15 protein-coding genes are annotated in these 20,351 nt (G+C 39.9%); 4 read left to right on the forward strand and 11 right to left on the reverse strand.

All coding sequences use genetic code 11. The annotated features are described in order from the left end of the window. Nucleotides 1-2 precede the first annotated feature (2 nt). The gene (locus ACIQXP_RS14605; protein WP_293741315.1) at nt 3-1,985 is read right to left on the reverse strand and encodes a sialate O-acetylesterase; all 1,983 of its coding nucleotides are present in this window, start codon (nt 1,983-1,985) and stop codon (nt 3-5) included. 220 nt (nt 1,986-2,205) lie between these two features. On the opposite strand from ACIQXP_RS14605, the gene ACIQXP_RS14610 reads away from it, so the two are divergent. Next, nucleotides 2,206-2,532 carry an RNA recognition motif domain-containing protein gene (locus tag ACIQXP_RS14610; protein WP_293741316.1) on the forward strand — a complete coding sequence of 109 codons (327 nt, stop codon included), beginning with the start codon at nt 2,206-2,208 and terminating at the stop codon, nt 2,530-2,532. 230 nt (nt 2,533-2,762) lie between these two features. On the opposite strand, the gene ACIQXP_RS14615 is transcribed toward ACIQXP_RS14610, so the two are convergent. Genes ACIQXP_RS14615 through ACIQXP_RS14625 form a run of 3 tightly spaced genes read right to left on the reverse strand, consistent with a single transcriptional unit; the run spans nt 2,763 to nt 6,704 of the window. Further along, nucleotides 2,763-4,439 (reverse strand): sodium/sugar symporter, encoded by a 1,677-nt coding sequence (locus ACIQXP_RS14615; RefSeq protein ID WP_090987648.1) that lies wholly within the window; start codon nt 4,437-4,439, stop codon nt 2,763-2,765. Nucleotides 4,440-4,479: 40 nt separating this feature from the next. Next, a complete protein-coding gene (locus ACIQXP_RS14620; protein WP_293741317.1) occupies nt 4,480-5,631 on the reverse strand; it encodes a galactokinase in 1,152 nt (383 codons plus the stop codon). A gap of 11 nt (nt 5,632-5,642) precedes the next feature. Continuing rightward, nucleotides 5,643-6,704, reverse strand: coding sequence for a UDP-glucose--hexose-1-phosphate uridylyltransferase (locus tag ACIQXP_RS14625; RefSeq protein ID WP_293741318.1), 1,062 nt, complete (start codon nt 6,702-6,704; stop codon nt 5,643-5,645). A gap of 159 nt (nt 6,705-6,863) precedes the next feature. Between ACIQXP_RS14625 and ACIQXP_RS14630 the strand changes: the two genes are divergently transcribed. Then, nucleotides 6,864-7,562, forward strand: coding sequence for an NUDIX hydrolase (locus ACIQXP_RS14630; RefSeq protein WP_293741319.1), 699 nt, complete (start codon nt 6,864-6,866; stop codon nt 7,560-7,562). 90 nt (nt 7,563-7,652) lie between these two features. After that, nucleotides 7,653-9,464 (forward strand): glycoside hydrolase family 15 protein, encoded by a 1,812-nt coding sequence (locus tag ACIQXP_RS14635; protein ID WP_387505811.1) that lies wholly within the window; start codon nt 7,653-7,655, stop codon nt 9,462-9,464. A 1-nt stretch (nt 9,465) separates the two neighbouring features. Here the strand turns inward: ACIQXP_RS14635 and ACIQXP_RS14640 are convergent, their stop codons facing one another. Continuing rightward, nucleotides 9,466-10,236 (reverse strand): SDR family NAD(P)-dependent oxidoreductase, encoded by a 771-nt coding sequence (locus tag ACIQXP_RS14640; RefSeq protein WP_293741321.1) that lies wholly within the window; start codon nt 10,234-10,236, stop codon nt 9,466-9,468. A 179-nt stretch (nt 10,237-10,415) separates the two neighbouring features. On the opposite strand from ACIQXP_RS14640, the gene ACIQXP_RS14645 reads away from it, so the two are divergent. After that, nucleotides 10,416-10,946, forward strand: coding sequence for an OmpA family protein (locus ACIQXP_RS14645; protein WP_293741322.1), 531 nt, complete (start codon nt 10,416-10,418; stop codon nt 10,944-10,946). Nucleotides 10,947-11,249: 303 nt separating this feature from the next. Here ACIQXP_RS14645 and ACIQXP_RS14650 read toward each other — a convergent pair whose 3' ends face one another. From ACIQXP_RS14650 to ACIQXP_RS14675, 6 genes are all read right to left on the reverse strand, one after another. Continuing rightward, the gene (locus ACIQXP_RS14650) at nt 11,250-13,085 is read right to left on the reverse strand and encodes a glycoside hydrolase family 35 protein (protein ID WP_387505812.1); all 1,836 of its coding nucleotides are present in this window, start codon (nt 13,083-13,085) and stop codon (nt 11,250-11,252) included. Between the two features lie 110 nt (nt 13,086-13,195). Beyond that, a complete protein-coding gene (locus ACIQXP_RS14655; RefSeq protein WP_387505813.1) occupies nt 13,196-14,317 on the reverse strand; it encodes a glycoside hydrolase family 43 protein in 1,122 nt (373 codons plus the stop codon). Nucleotides 14,318-14,388: 71 nt separating this feature from the next. Beyond that, nucleotides 14,389-15,636: a DUF2264 domain-containing protein gene (locus ACIQXP_RS14660; RefSeq protein WP_387505814.1), complete on the reverse strand. Its 1,248-nt coding sequence runs from the start codon at nt 15,634-15,636 to the stop codon at nt 14,389-14,391. Nucleotides 15,637-15,654: 18 nt separating this feature from the next. Then, nucleotides 15,655-16,779, reverse strand: coding sequence for a glycoside hydrolase family 88/105 protein (locus ACIQXP_RS14665; protein WP_387505815.1), 1,125 nt, complete (start codon nt 16,777-16,779; stop codon nt 15,655-15,657). Nucleotides 16,780-16,783: 4 nt separating this feature from the next. Continuing rightward, nucleotides 16,784-18,952 carry a glycoside hydrolase family 43 protein gene (locus ACIQXP_RS14670; protein ID WP_387505816.1) on the reverse strand — a complete coding sequence of 723 codons (2,169 nt, stop codon included), beginning with the start codon at nt 18,950-18,952 and terminating at the stop codon, nt 16,784-16,786. 14 nt (nt 18,953-18,966) lie between these two features. After that, entirely contained in the window at nt 18,967-20,265 is a 1,299-nt protein-coding gene (locus tag ACIQXP_RS14675) for a BNR repeat-containing protein (RefSeq protein WP_391527782.1), read from the reverse strand. Nucleotides 20,266-20,351: the final 86 nt, after the last annotated feature.

Here is a 20,351-nt window from a genome sequence, read left to right on the forward strand (position 1 = left end):
ATTTATTTTTTGCCAAAGGTAATCCCAGGCCAGGTATCTGTTCTAAATGGCGATGCGGGTAAACCATCATTACTCACCAGGTTACATACGGGATTGTTTCCCCATGCATAACGAACGGCAACGGGATTTGCTACCTGATCGTTACTGACGATAATCTGGTTCCCTTTAATACTTGCTTTGGCCCAGTAAAATTTCTGATCTGCGCCAGCGATTGCAAAACCAGTTGGCGCTGCTCCATCTGCTGTTTTTAATCCATTTTGGCTATTGCCAAACGATAATATGATCTGTTTTCCTTCAATTTTATTTGACTGGTAAATAGGGCCAGAATAATTTATTTTTTGTCCATATGTTTTAGCCAGGGCAATTAAAGCCAGCCTCCTGCCTACCTCCTGTTTATTTTTAGGGTGGATATCTTTTGCATCTCCAATATCAATAATCGTGGCCATGCCTGTATTTGGCAAAGACAGTGTTTTTTGCTGTGCCTCCCTTAATTCGGCCCATGAAGAAGCTGTTGGTTTTTGATCGATTTGCATATAATTAGCCAGCTGTACAAAATAGAACGGAAAATCGCCCTGTCCCCATTTCTGTCTCCAATCTTTAATCATCGTTGGAAATAACGTGCGGTATTGGTAAGCTCTATCGGCGTTTGATTCGCCCTGATACCAGATCGCTCCTTTGATGGAAAATTGTAAGTAAGGATGGATCATGGCGTTATACAAAACAGTTGGTCGGTTAGGACCATTCTCTTCATATGGCTTAGGCTCAATATTTTTAAAGTTCAAACCTATTTTATATTTCCATTCGCCGGCCAACGAAATCTTCTCCGCTCCATTTGTTAAATTTAAATCATTGGCATTACCATATAATCCGCCACCGCCGCCACTATCAAAAACCCTCACAGTAATGATGTTTTCACCCGCTTTGAGCAAATCAAGAGGTATAACATAAGTTCTTTCAACGTTATATCCTGCAGTTTCACCAATTTTCACACCGTTAATAAACGTAACATCGTTATCATCAACAGTGCCCAAATTAAGTTTTGCTCCTTTTGTTTTCCAGTTTTCGGGGATGGTAACCTTTTTTGTAAACCAAACTACTCCATCGAAATCTTTAAGTGCGGCATCTTCCCATAAGGTTGGCAACGTCATATTTTTCCAGCTATCACTCGTCGGTAATGCCCATTTCATCGTCCCATTTTGATTACCTGAATCTTTATCAGTAGTAATTTTCACCCATTTCAACAATTTATCTTCGTAAGAAGTTGACGATGTGTTTTTAGCCATTTTCTGTATCTGATCAACTGCTGCAGAAAAATCTGACATCTTTTTTAGCGATTCAGCACTCGTCCAGGCCTCTGCCACTGTTCCCCCCCATGAAGTATGGATCAGGCCGATAGGAATTTTAGTTTTTTGATACACTTCGCGGGCGAAAAAGTATGCGGTAGAAGAAAATCCGGCAATATATTTGGGGCTACATTCCTGCCAGCCGCCAAAAGCCACTTTAGCATCGTTAAGCGGAAAGTTACTGGTAACATGTTCTGCCTGCAGTAAACGGATGTAGGGATAGTTTGCTGCTGCAATTTCTTTTTCACTATTGAAGATTTTGCCCCAACCTGCCAGCGGCATTTCCATGTTCGATTGCCCGGAGCAGATCCACACGTCGCCAATTAATACATTATTGAGTACCAATAACTCTCCATCTGATATGGTGATGGTATACGGACCACCGTAACTTGGTGTTGCTACTTTAAGTTTCCAATTTCCATTGGAATCGGCAATAGCGCCATAATTAATTTTGTTCCATGAAACCATTACTTTAACAGCTTTACCTGCATCTGCTTTGCCCCAAATTGCGGCATTTGTTTTCTGCTGTAAAACCATATTATCACTAAAAACCGAAGGCAATGATATTTTTGCTTGTGTAAATGGTGATATGAAAAGTAGTGATGAAATGAGGATTAGGATGCTTAGCTTGCGGGTGCTCATATTTTGAACTGTTTTTTGGTCATTAGAAAGCTAATGTACGTTTTATCTCAGTTAACATCAATATTTTTAGTCACTCTTCACCAAAAAGTTATCATAAAATTGGGCAAAATTGGTAAAATTTAGTTTGGGTAAGCGCATCATTTTACCTATTTTGCAAGCCTAAAAGAACAATGTAGCTTTTAATAGTAAAGCCCTAAGTGTTCCCTAAAATAAGAGATTAATGGTTAAGATTTTCATAGGCGGCCTTCCTGACAATATCCAAGAAATGGATTTGGCAATTTGGGTTAGCCTTCATGGTAGGGTTGAAACAATTAAAGTAGTTCGTGACAGGGCTACGGGAAAATGTAAAGGCTATGCATTTCTGGAAATTTACAGTCTTGCTGATGCCAAAAATATCGTATCTACCTTAAATGGAGAAACTTTTAAAGGTAATGTAATTACTGTTAAAATATCTGAGGATGAAAGTGGTGCTAAAACACCAAAGCCAAAAACAAATCCTAACCCAAACCCCAATTTTAAGAGTAAAAGACCAAGGTTACAACGTTAATGATCTCGTTGCTATTTTATATCTATTCCAATAAAACTTCAAAAGCTTTTTTAAACAGGAAGCGAAAAATATAACGATCAAATCATTAGCTTCAACCGGGCAGACTTAGAGGAAAGATCCTGATCAATTTAGCAGGAGATTTACCAGAACAAGATGTCCTGATAAGTGGATAACCTTGACAATCTTAAGGCATTACGCACATTAAAATTGTCAAGGTCAACAACTAATCGCTACCAGTATACGCTGTACAGCGCAACCAATAGCCCGATAATGATTAAAGCACCAACCGCAAAACCTCGGCTTGTTTTAAACATTTTAGCATCAATGGCCAATCCTTTAGCTTCGGCCTTAGCTTTATTGCTTACCAAACTAATGATCACCATACCGATGATACAGAATACAAATACAAAGCCCATCCGGTCTAAAAACGGAATTTCGTATACACCATCTGCGTTTTTGACAGAAAAACCCATTCCAGCTAACCAGGACAGATCGGTTACTATTGGTAAGAATTTAAGTAAAACTGATAAACCGAAACCGCCTATTGTAGCAAATAATGCGGCTGCTGATGTAGTCCTTTTCCAAAAGAAGCCTAAAATAAACATGGCAAAAATACCCGGAGATACAAACCCGGTATATTCCTGAATATATTCAAAACCACCTTTCTTATCTATTCCCAAATGAGGCGCAATCAATACACCGAGAATCATGGCTACAATAATAGAAATCTTGCCTGTTGTAACTAAATTTTTCTCAGAGGCATCTGTTTTTAATACTTTTTTGTAGATATCTAAAGTAAAAATGGTGGCAATGCTATTTGCTTTTCCTGCCAGTGAGGCTACAACAGCAGCGGTTAGCGCAGCAAAAGAAAGTCCTTTTAATCCCGCAGGTAACAAGTTCAACAATACCGGATAAGCACGATCAGGGACAACAGAACCACCTTGAATCATTTCAGATTGGAACACGCCGTCTTTATATAGCACATAGGCGGCTATACCAGGCAATACCACAATGATAGGCATAAGCAATTTTAAGAAAGCAGCAAAAAGAAGACCGCCGCGGGCAGTTTCTAAATTGGCACCCAATGCACGCTGTGTGATGTACTGGTTGCAGCCCCAGTAATTCAGGTTTACGATCCACATACCCCCAATCAATACACTTAACCCAGGCAAGTTGATGTAATTTTCGTTATCTGGCTTAAAAATCATGTGAAAATGCTCAGAAGCCTTAGTCGTCATTAAGCTATAACCTTCAAATACGCCGCTTGTACCATAGTGTGTGGAAACCAGGTTCAATGCCAGATACGTTGTTGCCAAACCACCTAAAATCAGGAAAAATACCTGAATTACATCCGTGTAACCGATTACTTTCATCCCGCCGAGGGTAATAATGATAGCAAAAACGGCAATGGCATACATACAGAATCTCAGGTCGAAACCAGAAATACTGCTTACGGCGAGGGCCCCCAGATAGAGAATAGAAGTTAAGTTTACCACAACATACAGCAATAACCAGAAAACGGCCATAATCATCGCAACAGTGCCATTATAACGTTGGTGCAAAAACTGCGGCATGGTGGCTATCTTATTTTTCAAATAAACCGGTATAAAAAATACAGCTACAACCACCAAGGTTAGCGCTCCCATCCATTCATAGGTGGCAATGGCCAATCCCATTTTAAAACCTGAGCCACTCATCCCGATAAACTGCTCTGCGGAAATGTTCGATGCAATTAAGGAAGCGCCAATTGCCCACCAGGTTAAAGAACCTTCAGCAAGAAAATAATCTTTAGAACCGGTAGATTCTGACTTTTTCTTGTTGTAAATATAAAGCCCGTAAGCAGCCACAATAACGAAGTAAATTGCAAAGACAATGTAATCCTTCGTATCTAATAAATTGTTTTTCATTGATTTATTGGGTTAATATCCCAGTTGGGTTATTTAGTTTTTAATTGAATAAACTGGTTCCATTATCGGTTTGAACAATATAAGCATCCAGCTTGAGGCCGAATTGCAATAAATATTTAGAAGACAGTTCTTCGATCAAATCTGCTATTTTCTCTTCTTTAACGATATTAATGGTACAACCACCAAAGCCACCGCCCATCATTCTGGCACCTAACACTTCATCCAGCGGTTTAACCTCCGCCACTAAAAAATCCAATTCCTTACAGCTTACTTCATAATCTTTGCTTAAACCTTCGTGGGTTTCGAACATCAGATGCCCCAAACCGTGCAGATTACCATTTACAAGTTGCTCAGCCGCGGTAAGTAAACGCCCGATTTCTTTAACTACAAAACTGCATTTTGTAAACACTTCTTCATCTTTTGGTTTTACATGCGCTTCCAGCATTTCAAGAGTTACGTCTCGTAACGTATTTACGTTAGGGTAATGCTCTTTTATCCAGGCTACACCTTGCTCGCATTGTGCCCTTCTTTTGTTGTAGGCTGAATCGGCAAGCGCATGTTTTACATTAGTATTTAAAAGTAAAAGTTTATAACCATCTAACTTCAGCGGAATGTAGCTGTGTTGCATTGTTCGGCAATCGAGCATGATGGCCTGATCTTTTTGGCCAAATACAGAGGCAAATTGATCCATAATCCCACAGTTAACACCAGCAAAAGTCTGTTCGGCTTTTTGTGCAACCAAAGCGATATCCAGTTTTGGAACCTCAAGAGAAAAAAGCTGATCGAGCGCAAAACCTGTTGCACACTCCACAGCTGCTGATGACGATAAGCCTGCACCCAACGGTACATCACCATCAATATAAAAATTAAAACCTCCTAAAGCATACCCTCTTTCTTTTAGCTGATCGGCTACACCTAAAATATAGTTTGCCCAGCTATTTTCTGATTTCTGTAAATTCTTTATGGATGATATATCAAACTGCTGGTAACTTTCTGAAAATAAATGAATTTCGTCATCCTCTCGTTTCGATATGGCAACATAGATAGCCTTATCAATAGCAGCAGGCATTACAAAACCACCGTTATAATCGGTATGTTCGCCAATAATGTTAATCCTTCCCGGCGAGCGAACCAAAATGGGTTCGGCATTGAAAAGTCTTTTAAATGTACTTCTTAAATCTTGTGCATTCATTTATTAAAATTTTAATCTTCAGCCTTGCTGGTTTTATAGTGTATAGTAGACATTTCTTTAAGCCGATTTGCTGCAAACTCGGGCGTAATATCGCGCTGAGGGTTGGCAAGCATCTCATAACCTACCATAAATTTTTTAACCGATGCTGAGCGCAACAAAGGTGGATAAAAATGCATATGCCAATGCCACTCCGGATAATCTCCATGATTTACAGGTGCCTGGTGCATACCTGCCGAGTATGGGAAAGAAGTTTCGAAAAGGTTATCGTATTTGGTTGTAAGGATTTTAATGGCCTCGGCTAACGATTTCTTTTCTGCAGCAGAGAAAAGTTTAATGCTTCCTACATGCCGTTTGCTGATGATCATGGTTTCGTAAGGCCAGACTGCCCAGAAAGGTACCAGTACTGCAAAATGATCATTTTCAAATATGATGCGTTCGTTTTTCTTTTGCTCCAGCTTTAAATAATCAGCAAGTAAACTTCTTCTATGGATGGCATAATAAGTTTTCTGACGATCGGTTTCCTTGGCAATTTCCATCGGTACATCGCCCAACGACCAGATCTGACCATGGGGATGTGGATTACTACAGCCCATTATTTCACCCTTATTCTCAAAAATCTGAATGTATTTAATCCACTCGTTGCCAGCCAGGCTGTTAAACTCCTGCTGCCAAACATTAACTACAGCGGTTATGGCTTCTACACTCATCTCGGGAAGAGTTAGATTATGCTTAGGGCTAAAGCTGATTACCCTGCACAGCCCGCGTTGGTTGTTGGCTACCAACAAATCGTCTTCGTTCATTTTTCCGGCTGGTGTATCTTCCAACAGAGCGGCAAAATCATTGTTAAAAACAAAGCTATCTGTATAGGATGGGTTGCTATCTCCGTCTGCCCTTCCGTTTCCAGGGCATAGATAACATTTTGGATCATATTCCGGGCGGTTATCTGGGGTAATGTCTTCAACTTTACCTTGCCATGGCCTCTTAGTGCGATGCGGTGATACCAAAACCCACTCACCGGTTAATATGTTGAGCCGGGTATGCGGATTATTGTCAAGTTCGAATGTTTGGTTCATTTTATATTTTCAACTGTTTAGAAAAAAGAAGGCCACATGGCCTTCTTATCCAAGGCGCCAAATTATAAAATTATTATTAATTGTCAAAACGACAATTAATAATAATTTTTATTTTCGTAAAAATTTGAACATATTAAGCCCTTTAAACCTTAATAAAAAATGATTGAATATTCCAGGCAGCCGCATTATCTTGTAGCTGTTGATTGCATCGTGTTTGGATTTGATGGAGAACACCTTAAAATTCTGTTGGTAAAACGTGGCCTAGAACCCGAGATCAACAAGTGGAGTTTGATGGGTGGTTTCGTGGGGCCTAGTGAAAGCCCGGATGATGCAGCAAACCGGGTACTTAAAAAAATGACAGGTTTAGAAGGTGTTTACCTGGAGCAGATGCAGATTTACGGAGAACCTCTTCGTGACCCGATTGAAAGAACACTTTCTGTCGGCTATTTTGCGCTTATTGACATCCACAAATATGAGGCGCAATTAAACGACGATTATGAGGCCGAATGGTTTTTAATCAACGATAGGCCCAAACTTATTTTCGACCATAACCAAATGGTTGCTGATGCCCGTAAAAAGTTAAGGTACAAAGCGGCCTTACACCCTATACTGTTCGAAATGTTGCCTAAAAAATTCACCATTCCACAGCTGCACATCCTTTTTGAAGAAGTAAATGATACTAAAATAGATACGAGGAATTTCAGCCGGAAAATTACTTCTACGGGATTATTGATCAAGCTGGCAGAGAAAGATAGAACGGGTTCCAAAAAAGGCGCATTCTATTTCAAGTTAGATAAGAAAAAGTATGCCGCCAATGCACAGGCCTTTTTGAGCCTGGTACCAAACTTAAAGGTGTAGCTTATTTTTGCATTTTGTAATGCCTATTATCACGGCGATAAAACAAAAACCAACCCTTATTCCTTTGCTTAGGTAAATTATACCTTAAATATGGCAAAGCACAGAAAACGACCTTTCCAGCCAATAGAAAACTATGGCGTTATCGGCAACCTTAAAACTATAGCGCTGGTTTCGCTAAATGGCTCAATAGATTTTTTGTGCGCACCAAAATTCGATTCTCCCACCGTTTTTGCCTCGATGCTCGATTCGGAAAAAGGAGGTTATTTCTCGGTTGAACCACAGCTTAAAAACTTTACCAGCAAACAACTTTATTTACCGGGAACGGCAGTGCTGCTTACCCGTTTTTTCGCCGAACAAGGCATCGCAGAGCTTAGCGATTACATGCCGGTATCGAAGGAAACTGATTTTCCCAGCGCTATTGTACGGCAGATCAAATCCATCAGAGGCGATATCACTTTTAAGGTTTTCTGTGTACCGGCTTTTGGCTACATGATGAGTGAACATACGGTTTGGCATGAAAATGATGAACTGGTATTTTTTTCCGAAACTGAAAAACTAACCTTAAAACTAAAAGCGGATGTGCCGTTACATATCAAAAAAGGTACTGGCTATGCTGAATTTACCCTAAAGGAATCGGAAACGGCGCACATCATTATGGAAATTATTCAGGATGATAAAGTTGCCGCTGATTTGGCCCATTATAAAGCACATGGTTATCGCAAAACCGTTGATTACTGGCGTGAATGGATCAGTCAAACCTCCTATCAAGGACGTTATGATGAAATTATAAAAAGATCGGCAATTACCCTAAAGTTGCTTACATCGGCAGAATTTGGTTCGGTAGTGGCCGCACCTACTTTTGGACTGCCTGAAACGATCGGTGGAAACCGTAACTGGGATTACCGTTTTACCTGGATCAGGGATGCCGCTTTTACCATGTATGCATTTTTAAGGCTGGGCTTTTTTGATGAGGCTACTGCATTTATAGACTGGATATTTAACCTTTGCCAGAAGATAGACCTGCAACTGGTATATCAGATTGATGGCAATACGAAAATAAAAGAAATAGAAGCCGGTCAGTTTGAAGGTTACCGCTCGTCGAAGCCCGTACGAATTGGCAATGAAGCAGCAAGTCAGTTACAGATTGATATTTATGGAGAACTGATTGATACGGTTTACATTTACAATAAATCACATAAACCAATTACCTACGAATTCTGGAAATTGATCGAAAAACAGGTTCAGTGTGTAATCAAGCAATGGAAAAAACCTGATCACGGCATCTGGGAAATCAGGAATGAGAAAAAGGAGTTCCTTCACACACGTTTAATGTGCTGGGTAGCAATGGATAGGGCAATTAAAATTGCCGAAAACCGATCGTTTCCCTACCCGGAGCAGGAATGGCACGGTATCCGCAGCGAAATTTATAAAGACATTTATCACAATTTCTGGAATGAAAAGTTAGGGGCATGGGTTCAGTATAAAGGCGCTACCCACGTAGATGCCAGTGCCTTATTGATGCCGTTAACACATTTCATTTCACCGTTGGAACCACGCTGGCTTTCGACCATGAAAGCAATTGATAAAGAATTACTGCTGGATGTATTGGTTTACCGATATAAAAATGGCATGACTAAAATAGACGGACTACAGGGCGAAGAAGGCACTTTTAACATGTGTTCTTTCTGGTTTATTGAAGCATTGGCTAAAAGTGGAGAATTGGAACGTGCGGTTGAAAATTTTGAAAAGATGATCGGTTATTCCAACCATCTTTTCCTCTTTAGCGAAGAATTGGGGCAAAAAGGCGAACACCTGGGCAATTTCCCACAGGCCTTTACACACCTGGCTTTAATCAGCGCAGCTGTAGAGCTTAATAAACAACTGAGCCGCAAAACGGATTAGCCTATTGCTCTTCGTAATGATAGGTCAATCCACCATCGACATAATAAGTTGATCCGGTTACGTAAGTGGCATCATCAGAAGCAAGGAAAGCAACCACGGCTGCCACCTCCTCTGGTTTACCCATTCGTTTTAATGGAATATTTTGAAGCACTTTTTCCAGTTGTTCCTTATTGTCTAATAAATCCCGGTTAATTGGTGTTGCAACCGCGCCGGGCGCCACATTATTGATCCTGATTTTAAACTGTGCTAATTCTGAAGCGAGATTTCTGGTGAGCATCATTAAACCACCTTTACTGGCACAATAGGCAGCAAAATTTGGAAATGCGATTTCTTCGTGTACAGAGCTCATGTTGATTACAGTTCCTGATACTTTATTTTTTCTGCAGTAGTTTACAAATGACTGGATGCTAAAAAAAACACCTTTCAAATTTGTATTCATGATCAGATCATAATCCTCTTCTGTAACCTCCCAAAAACAGGAATTTTTTTCTACGCCTGCGTTATTGACCAAAATATCTAAATGGCCAAATACCTCTACAGCATCGTTGATCAACTTGGTGGCTGCATTTGCTTTACTTAAATCAGCTTCTAAAAAAGTTACCCTTCTGCCTAAATCCTTTATATCTGCAATAAGCTTCTCTCCCCTTTCATCAAACTTATGTCCGTTCAATATAATATCACAGCCATCTTTGGCCAATCTTAAGGCACATGCAGCGCCAATTCCCTGGCTGCTTCCGGTAATTAAAGCGATTTTGTTTTTAAAACGGTCCATAATAGCAGGTTATAATAGATAAAGGAATTAGCGATAAATATGTTTGCGTAACATGTAAGTAAATTAATATGATTAACAGATGAAATATAAGCTCTTTGGAAAAACATCGTTATAGCTATAATCATTTATTAGTATGTTTGGGCAACAAACACACAATAAACATAAATTAATCTTAAAACATGAACATTACCAAAAACCTTTTATTTACCACGCTTTTGGCGTTGTTTACGCTTACTATGTATTCTTGTAAAACAAAGAAACTGGCTGCAAAGCCTGCTCCGAAACCGGTTGAAAAAGCAGCGCCACCAGTGGAAGCGGAAAAACCAGCGCCTGCTGTCGAGAAAGAAGAAACTCCGGAACCGGTTGAAAAACCAAATTTTAATTTAGATAACATTCAATTCGAGTTTAACTCATTCGTACTTAAAACATCATCATTCCCTATTTTAGATAAAGCGGTTACAGAGATGAAAAAATCGCCGGATACGAAATTTATCCTCAATGGCTATTCATCTGCTGAAGGTACACCCGAACATAACATGCAACTTTCTGTAGACCGTGCAAATGCCGTAAAATCGTACTTTATAAATGCTGGTTTAAATGGAAATAACTTTACTGTTGTTGGCCATGGCGAAAAAAATCCCATCAGCAACAATAACAGCGAAGAAGGCAGGATACTGAACAGAAGAACCGAAATAAAGGTTCAGAAATAGTTATTAAACATCAAATACGAAAAGGGCCATGGTTAAGTTTCCATGGCCCTTTTCTATTTACAGGCAGTCATTTTCATGAACTTTTTTCTGGTGACTGCCAGTAGAGTTAAGCATAGCGTCTCTATGGATTTCCTAACTTATAAGTTTAGATCAATCAGACGATCAAAGCGGGTCAGAGACTTTTTTTAAAGACCCTGAAACGAGGTCAGGGTAGAGACTATAGCATGGTTCGGAGATTCATTTTCTATTCATTAATCCGTGCTTGCTTTTCGATACACTACGAATTAATGAATTTATAGGTGCCTAATCCAGATTAATTTTTTTAAGCGTATTTAAAATCGGCTGATCAATCGCTTTTAAAGTATTCTGATCAGGTTTGATCAGTTCTAAAACCGAAATCTCGTTTTTACCTTTTTTTAACCATTCCTGCGGGATATAGAGCGTCTGTTGCGGACCAATTGCCCAATACTTTCCTAGGTTATGTCCGTTAACCCAAACCACGCCCTTGCCCCAATCGGTCATATCTAAATAAGTATCGGCTACCGTTGAAATCTGAAAAGATCCTTTCTGTAGAGTTGGCCCATATCCGTTTGCTTTTGCCTGACCTGTTGTAGCTATGCAATCGTTGCTAAAAGGAAAGCCATACATAGACCAGTTTTTAATCTCGCTACCATCGAAACTAACCTGTTCTGTAATGCCCTTTTTGTTTTCAAGCAGATACTTTCCAAAATTTATACGTCCCATGTTCTCCACAAAAATATCCAGTTGCACCTCTCCTGCCGGAAGGTCTAGCGATAAGGTATTCTGGTTTAGCCTACGGTCTAAAATACCCACTCTTTTCTGGTTAACAAAAACAAGTGCATAATCTCGCAATTGTTTAAGCTGCAAATCACCTTTTCTACCTCCTTTAATGGTAGTGCGGTATAATACGTAACCATAATCCTGGCTCAGATCTTCGAAAGTTAATGGGGTGCTATTTTTTACGGCTTTAGGCAGGGCATTAAACAAAGCTACTTTAGTATGCAATTTAAAAGGTGCAATAGCCATGCTCGGTTTTGCAGTTGGAACCGGCGGTAAACTTTGTCCTGCAGGAAGGTGTTTTTCGATCACACTTCTAAATGCCTTAAATTTTTCAGTCACATTTCCAGCTTCATTTAAAGGCGCATCGTAATCATAACTACTAATTTGTGGCTCATAAGGTGAAGTGTCTTTATAGTTAGCACCATTCATAAAATCGCGGGTAGTGCCACCATGGAACATATACATGTTGATGGAAATACCTGCTGCTAAAACAGAATCTAACTTTTGGGTATATTGTTCAGCCGGAACAGTATGGTGAGGGGTTCCCCACCAATCAAACCATGCAGGATACCATTCAGCAATAAAATACGGGCCTTTGCCACCGTGATTTTCATTTACCAGCTGTCTGATTTTAGACGGATTATCGATTCCGTTCAGTGCAGGCAGTAATCCATCTAAATGTCCATCCTTTACATCTGCAGCAGGATCGCAGGTGTAAAGTAAACCATCAAAGCCTGCTTCTATAAACATTTTCCGGTTGATATCTAAATAGTTTTTATCGGCAGCATAAGAACCATATTCATTCTCTACCTGCACCATGATAATATTACCACCATGGTTAATTTGTAATGGTGCCAATTGTTTACCAACTTCGATAATGTATTTTTTATACTCATCAAGATATTGCTTCTCAGTACTTCTTACTACAAGACCTTTTTCAGTTTGCAACCAATAAGGATAACCACCAAATTCCCATTCTGCACAAACGTAAGGACTAGGTCGTAAGATAACCCATAACCCTTCTTGCTGGGCAATTTTCACAAACTCTGCAATATTGTTATTACCTGAAAAATCGAACTTACCTTTTTGTGGTTCATGCAAATTCCAGAACACATAGGTTCCAATGGTATTTAGGCCCATGGCTTTTGCCATTTTCATACGTGCCCGCCATGCTTCTTTCGGCACACGAGGGTAGTGCATCTCACCAGATATAATCTGAAAAGGTTTTCCATCCAATAAAAACTCTTTTTCTCCCAGCTTAAACGTATGTTTAGCTTGCTGCGCAAAAGCCGATAAGGAGCAACATAGCGCCACCAGCCATAGTAATTTTGCTTTCATTTTTTTGTTAAAGTTTGTTTAGAGATGACCGGAATTTTAGACAAAAAAGTTCTATTTTACACATTTCTGTGCAATCCAATCATCTGGTTTATATAAAAAATTTGGTTTTTCTACTTTTTAAAAACGTTCAGATCCCATTCGTCTGCCCAGTTTATTGAAATTTTATCTTTATCAAATTTAATTGGCAACCACAAATAACGTCCATCAATTGCATTTTTGGGTGTCCATTTATCTGCCATAAAAATAAATTCTCCTTTTTTTCCGGGCGCCGGTAAAACATGGGTACTCTGTCCGCCAAAGGTTATATTAGCACCTTCCCCCTGGCAGGGATTTCCCATATACTTCCATGGTCCCCAAATGTCGCTTGCTTCAAACCACCTTGCCGCGTTTGGTGCCCAACCTGTACAGCCTGAACCAATCATATAATATTTTCCATTTTTCTTGAATAAAGCTGGTGCCTCAGTTTGATGCCCCACATAAATTCTGATAAATTTTCCGGTATGTCCTAAATAATCGGGCGTCAATTCAGCTAAGTGCAATGTCAGGTTCTCTTCTGAAGAAAATACATGATAGGCCTTTCCATCATCGTCCACGAAAACAGTCATATCCCTTGCCATCTGTCCGCCAGGAAAATCCCTGCAGAAAAAGCCATCACTTTCATTGGCTGGTTTCTGGCAGTTTACCATATCTTTTACATCTGTGCCTGCGGCATAAAAAGGCATTTTGCCAGGATTTGGCCTGTAGCTCTTGATAAAAGTATATGGCCCTGTAGGACGATCGGAAACAGCTACGCCCGATCTGGCTGCTGCATAACCTTTACCCAAAAGTTCCAGGTGAAACCACATGACAAACTTTTTAGTTTTCTTATTGTACACCACCTTTGGTCTTTCCAGAATACAGCCTTTGGCTATATCACTTGTCAAATCGTCAGAAACCGGCAATGCGATACCTTCATCTTTCCAGTTATATAAATCTTTTGATGAATAACAATGTACACCTACTTGTGCCGTATTTCCGATTTCTCCTTCTACTTTATGTTCCCCAAACCAATAATATACGCCCCTATACTCTACAATACCACCTCCGTGGGCATTGATGTGCACGCCCTTATTATCTTTCCAAATTTTACCAGGGGTAAAAGAAGTATAGGTTTGCTGTGCAGAAACATAATTGCTTAAGCTCAGACCAAAGGCGATAAAACCTAAAACGAAACTGATTCTTTTGTTCATCATTTTAATCAACTAATTTTTAATGTTACCAAGAGGGCTATTCCCTGTTTTCTATTTGTGTGTTAAAGTGTTGTCTATTTTAAACTGACGCTATGGTCGTTCTCGAAATTCTCGCCGCTCCAGATCTTTTGCGCACTCCATTTCTCTGCCGGGTTAGCCCAAAAAGGATCGGACGCTGGCAAACCTAAAGGCAAAAAGATATTTGATGCAATATACGGACTGCCCTGGTTGTTGTAAAAATCACCGAGATTGGGTTGATCGCCATATAAACCTATCGTTAACCAGCCATTTTTATAGGTTGAGGGGCTTTCCAAAGTTTTTCTGATTACAGCTGTCAGTGCACAGCGTACCTGAGCCGGACTTAACTGTTTAGGCAGTGCTTTCCTCCAGGTCATGTCAGCCAGGTGGTGAAATGCAGCTCCCCTGTAGATGATAGATCGACCGGTAGCCGGATAGCTACCATCGGTATTGATTAATCTTTCCTGAATGACGGCATAACGCTCATTGCGTTTCTTAATCTTTTCAAACATATCTTTATAGCTGTTCGTTCTGGTACCAATAATGTTGGCCAAAATAGCCAGATAGGGATGGATAACGTAACTATTGTAATAATCGAAGGCGAAATTTGTTCCATCGGTGTACATGCCGTCACCGGTGTACCACTGTTCCATTTGTTGCAAAGCGTAATCAACGCGCATAGGATCCCAACTGTAACCAAATCTGGCTAAAAAGGCTTCATTCATCGCCGAAAACAGCAACCAGTTGGAAAAAACGGGTTTAAATCTTCTCGTCGTAACGATAGATTGCATCATCAGCTCCTGATTTTTCTTATCCAGGTTTTCCCATAACCAGGGCGCACGAACCAAAGCAAGTGCGATATAAGATGCATCTACCAGTTGTTGTCCGCCAATATCGAAGGTCATGAAATCTCTGGCATTCGAATCCAATGCATTTTTTAATCCTTTTATTGCCCACTCCCGGTACTGTTTTCTTAACGCCACCTCTTCTGCCGAACCTCCTTCTAGCTGTAACCATGGTGCAATACCACTCAGCACCCTACCTAAAACCTCAACATACTGTACTTTAATGCGGTGCTCCTTATTATCAATATGAATAGATGTAACCTTCGGCATGGCGATCCGCAAACTATCTTTAGCCAGATTGTACAGCACAGGTCTCACCATTTTATCCATCTGTTGCAACCAAAACTGTCGATCTGTTAAGGAAGTGGCCTTGGTATTTCTGTTTTTCTTCTGTGCAAAAACAGCCCCACTAACCCAAACAACCATTAAAGCAGCAACTAAAATATTTTTAACTTTCATTTTTAACCCTAAAATTTATTACTTGTGTAACAGATAGCGGTACATTTCGCTTCCGGCCAACAAAAATGCACCTACACCGAAATTAGCTGTTGAATTGATATCTACAACCTGACCTGGAATGGCCTTTTCTCCTATTGGCTGCACATAGCCCAATTTACCATCAGGTTGCAGGGCAGTTTTAGTTAAATATGCCCAGGCTTTCTGCGCTATTGGCAAATAAGTTTTCTCCTTTAAATAACCATTATTGATGCCCCATAATAACCCATAGGCAAAAAAAGCCGTGCCACTGGTTTCAGGTCCGGGCGCATGTAACGGATCTACAATACTTCTGGTCCAGTAGCCCTCGGTTTGCTGGCTTTTAGCAATCGCTTTAGCCATATTACGGTATTTATTTAGGTATTCATTTCGATGTGGATCTGTAAGGGGCAGATCTTTAAGCACTTTTGCCAAACCAGCAAACACCCAACCATCTCCCCTTGCCCAAAAATCTTTTTTACCATTGACAGTTTTATGTTTAGGATAAACATATTTGGCATCGCGATAATAAAGCTTTTCCTTCTTATCATACATAATGCTATTGGCGTACATAAAATATTCATAAAGTTTATCCAGGTATTTTTGATCACCGGTTACCTTATAAAGTTTAGTCATCACCGGCATTACCATGTACAAACCATCTGCCCACCACCAATAATCATTGTTGGGTGTAGCCATTTCGTATTCCATCACCTCTTTTGCCCTTGCAATTTTATACTCCTCGGGTTTTAAATGGTATAAATCAATATAAGTTTGAAAGCAAATCTGCCAGTCGCCAAATAATACATACTCATCTGTTTCCCCATATTTATATTTCCAATTGGATTTATCTGTCGATTTTGCGCCCATCCATTTGTTGTACTCAGCCCAGTCTTCCAAATATCTCCGATAGGCTTCATTCCCCGTCACCTCATAGGCCGCCATGTTACCGGTATGATAAGCCGCGTGATCCCAAAAGGCTCTCACTTCTGGTTTATTGTGATGTTGCCAATAAGTATTTGCGCGGTTAATCACTTCCAGCACTTCTTCTTTTGACAGTTGATTTTGGGCATTTACCGTCAGGCTGATCAGGAAAAAGATAAACAAAAAATTTTTATATAATCTCATACCATTAACGTATTGGTTTAATGCCACCTACTGTTGGTTTTACCGGTTTGATGGTTCCATCAGCATTAAACTCCATTTTATCGATGCAAACTTCACGGTTAAATCCCGCAGCATCTCCCATTGAAATTCCTTTCGGACGGGTAAAGCGGTGGTAAACTATATACCATTCGTCTTTGCCATTTACTTTGATTACACTGTTATGCCCCGTGCCATAAATCTGCTGGGCTACATCTTTTGCTAAAATCAGATTGTTTTCAGGAATGGTCATTTTTCCTGTCGGTGAATCCGAAAAGCCATATCTTACCCTGTAATTTTCGCTTCTGGTATCATCTTCAGACCATAAAAAGTAATATTTGCCATTTCGATAAAATACTTCCGTACCTTCCCTAAAAGTATTATCTGGCGTTATAATTTTAACGGCACTGGTATCAACCGAAATCATATCATCATTTAAGGGCGCAACTGCCATATAGCCGTTTCCCCAATATAAATAACTTTTGTTGGTTTTAGGATCATTAAATACATCGGGATCGATCTCCTGCCCACCTCTGGCACCCTTTGGCCTGCTTGCAATCAGCGCTTTTCCACAATCCTTGAACGGACCGGCTGGATTATCGGAAACTGCGACGCCAATTTTCTGTGCGGCAGAAAAGTAATAGAAATACTTGTATGCTCCATTTACTTTCTTTTCAATAATGGTTGGTGCCCAGGCGTTCCTTTTTGCCCATGATACATCTGTTTCAAGGTCTAATATCTTGCCTTCATCTTTCCAGTTCACCAGATCTGTTGATGAGAAACACTTAAAATAAGTACCGCTCCAATTGTTAAAGCCATCACTGGTTGGATAGAGATAATACTTAGCAGTTTTATTGGAATATAAAATTTCAGGATCAGCATAATAGCCTTTTAATACAGGGTTATTTGCCACGGCAACAGTTACGGCATAGGTTTTAGTGTGCTGACCTGGAATAGTTACCTTAATTTCTACCGGACCTTTTGAAAAATCTATTTTGCCTTTCGGCACGATATTGATTTTATCAAAAGTATCAAACTGAGGATCGAAAGCCTTTAAATCTGTACCATCATTTACAGGCAGATAAAGTTTTCGGTTTACACTGTCAATAACGATATTATTTCTACTAATTTCCTTATTTTTTGCAGTTTGTAGCACAGATTCAACCGTATACCATTGTTTAAGAAGACGGTTTAACTCTTGCAGATTAATAGGCAAAACAGTACCATGCCTCGGATGAAAGTCCATTGTTACATTCTGGTCTACTACTGTGAAATTGTTCAGGTCTTTACTTTTGGTAAACTGATAATGTCCCTTCATGTAAACATCGTACATCAGGATATACACGTCACTATGGTTCAGCTTAAATACGCCGGCACCTTCTACAGCTTCTTTGGTTTGCTGCAGGTATTTATCCTGTAATACGTATCCTTCTGTTAGCTTATTTGAAACTGCCTTTTTAATGCCATTGCCATTTCCTTCCGTTTTGAAAAACAGATTGTATTTGCCTTTATCGTAAATAATGTCTCCATCGATACAAGAGCCATTGGTGGGACTAAAAAACAGCTGCTTTGGAGCAGTTTCCAGATCGGTAAAATCGGCGTTGGCATAAGCATAATAAATTTTATCAGGCTCATCGCCATGTTTCATCGACCAATAAACCATATATTTTTTGGCCGCCTTGTCGTAAATGGTCTGCGGTGCCCAAACACGTAGCAGGTTTTGGTTATTAGGGAAACGTTTTTGAATATTAACAACCGCAGATGTCCAGTGGATTAAATCTTTTGATTTCAATAAAACCATTGCCCTGTTCGAATCCCAGCCATTGGCAGAAACCATATCGGTGGCTACCATATAAAAGGTTTTGCCATCTTCACCACGCAAAATATGCGGATCGCGTACGCCACCGGTGCTGCTGATCTTTTCTGAAGAAATGACAGGATTATTTTTATTCAAGGCCTTATAGTGATACCCATCTGAACTTACTGCGAAACGAATAGCTTCCTCTCCTTTTGCATTACCGGTAAAGTAAGTGAATAAGTAAGCTATATTTTCTTTGTTTCCAGTTTGGTGACTGGCATTTTTTTTAGGCTGAGCGATGATTTTGCCTGATAAAAACATCAGCAATAAAAAAATACGATATTTTGTTGAATACTTCATTTCGTGTAATTAATTTATTTTCCAGGTTTCCAATCCAATACCTGCACCGGGGTTGGCAACCGATCTGCCCTTCCTTCTCCATCTATCTGGACAACATTTTGTAAAAATAGGCTCAATATCTTTTTGTTTTTCCAAAGTTCGGTGTCATAAGTAGGCTCCCAATCGCCCAAAGGAGTTTGAGTAAGGTCTTTGATTGTCCAGTCATCTGCTTCAAGATTGTTATTTAACGCAATAGATGCCACATTTTGGCGTTCGGCATCTCTAAACAATAAACCAGCAGCATAATGTTTTCCATTATCCCAAACAACAATCTGCGGTCTAGAAATTGGAATCGCCTTGGTACCGGTGCCACTTAGGCTAAAAGTAGTTTTTCTAAAATTCAGGTTGCTCACTTTCCAGCTGGAATCTGTTTTAAAAACCAGGTGATATTGAGGGCCGGTTTCGTTCATTCCCCGCCAATAACCAGCAATGAATACCTTCCCTTTTGAATCAGCAAACATTGATGTTTGGTTAATCAGTTCGCTTTTCTGCGGAATCGTAACTGTATATTCTGCGTTTGTTGCTGTAATGGGCAGCGTGTATTTCTCTCCTGTAGATTTTAACCAGGTGGTGCCGCCATCGGTTGATTTAGCATAACATAAATCGTGGTTACTGGCCACATCCGGGCTTTCGCGCCATACCCACGATAAATGGATGGTTCCAGCCTGATCTACCGCAACCTGCCAATAGGCATTTCGCTGTCCTTCTCCATCAATCATTCCGTCCTGTACGCGTGTCCATTTTTTAGTCTTTAAGTGATAACGGTTAATCATCAAATTTCCGTTCCCGGAGCCTCCATCGCGGTAAAAAAATAACAGATCGCCATTAGCTAGTTTATAAAATTCCGGATAACTTACTTTATTTTCCTTTAAGGAAAGCATTCTTTCCATATTTCCTAAAGTTAGCGAACCTGCTGAAGTAGATTTAGCGTAATTTAGGCTATTATTATGCTGGCCCCAGGCAATATGAAGAAAACCGTCTCCATCTACCATGATACTGATTGATTTATGCGCGTCGGTCGCATCACCTTTATAAGGTGTTGTAACTACAGTCCATTGGCTAGCGCCAACTTTGCGTTCAGCCAATACTACATTTTGCTCATGATCATAATAGGCAGCATATTGGATACCTTTAAAGGTGATTAAAGCATTTTTTCTGAAAATCACTGTATTTACCGAATTACTTGCCCAGCCATTATCAGCAATAGTACTCAATTTTGTTTCCTGCGCAGCAACCATCATTCCGATGCTGATGAATGCATAAAGCAGAAACATTCTCTTAATTAAGGACTGATACATTACTAGGTTAAATTGACCGGTTTCTTATTGTTTGGCAAACCCGAAGTACCGAAATTTTTAAG

The organism is Pedobacter suwonensis (assembly GCF_044762335.1).
Lineage (GTDB): Bacteria > Bacteroidota > Bacteroidia > Sphingobacteriales > Sphingobacteriaceae > Pedobacter.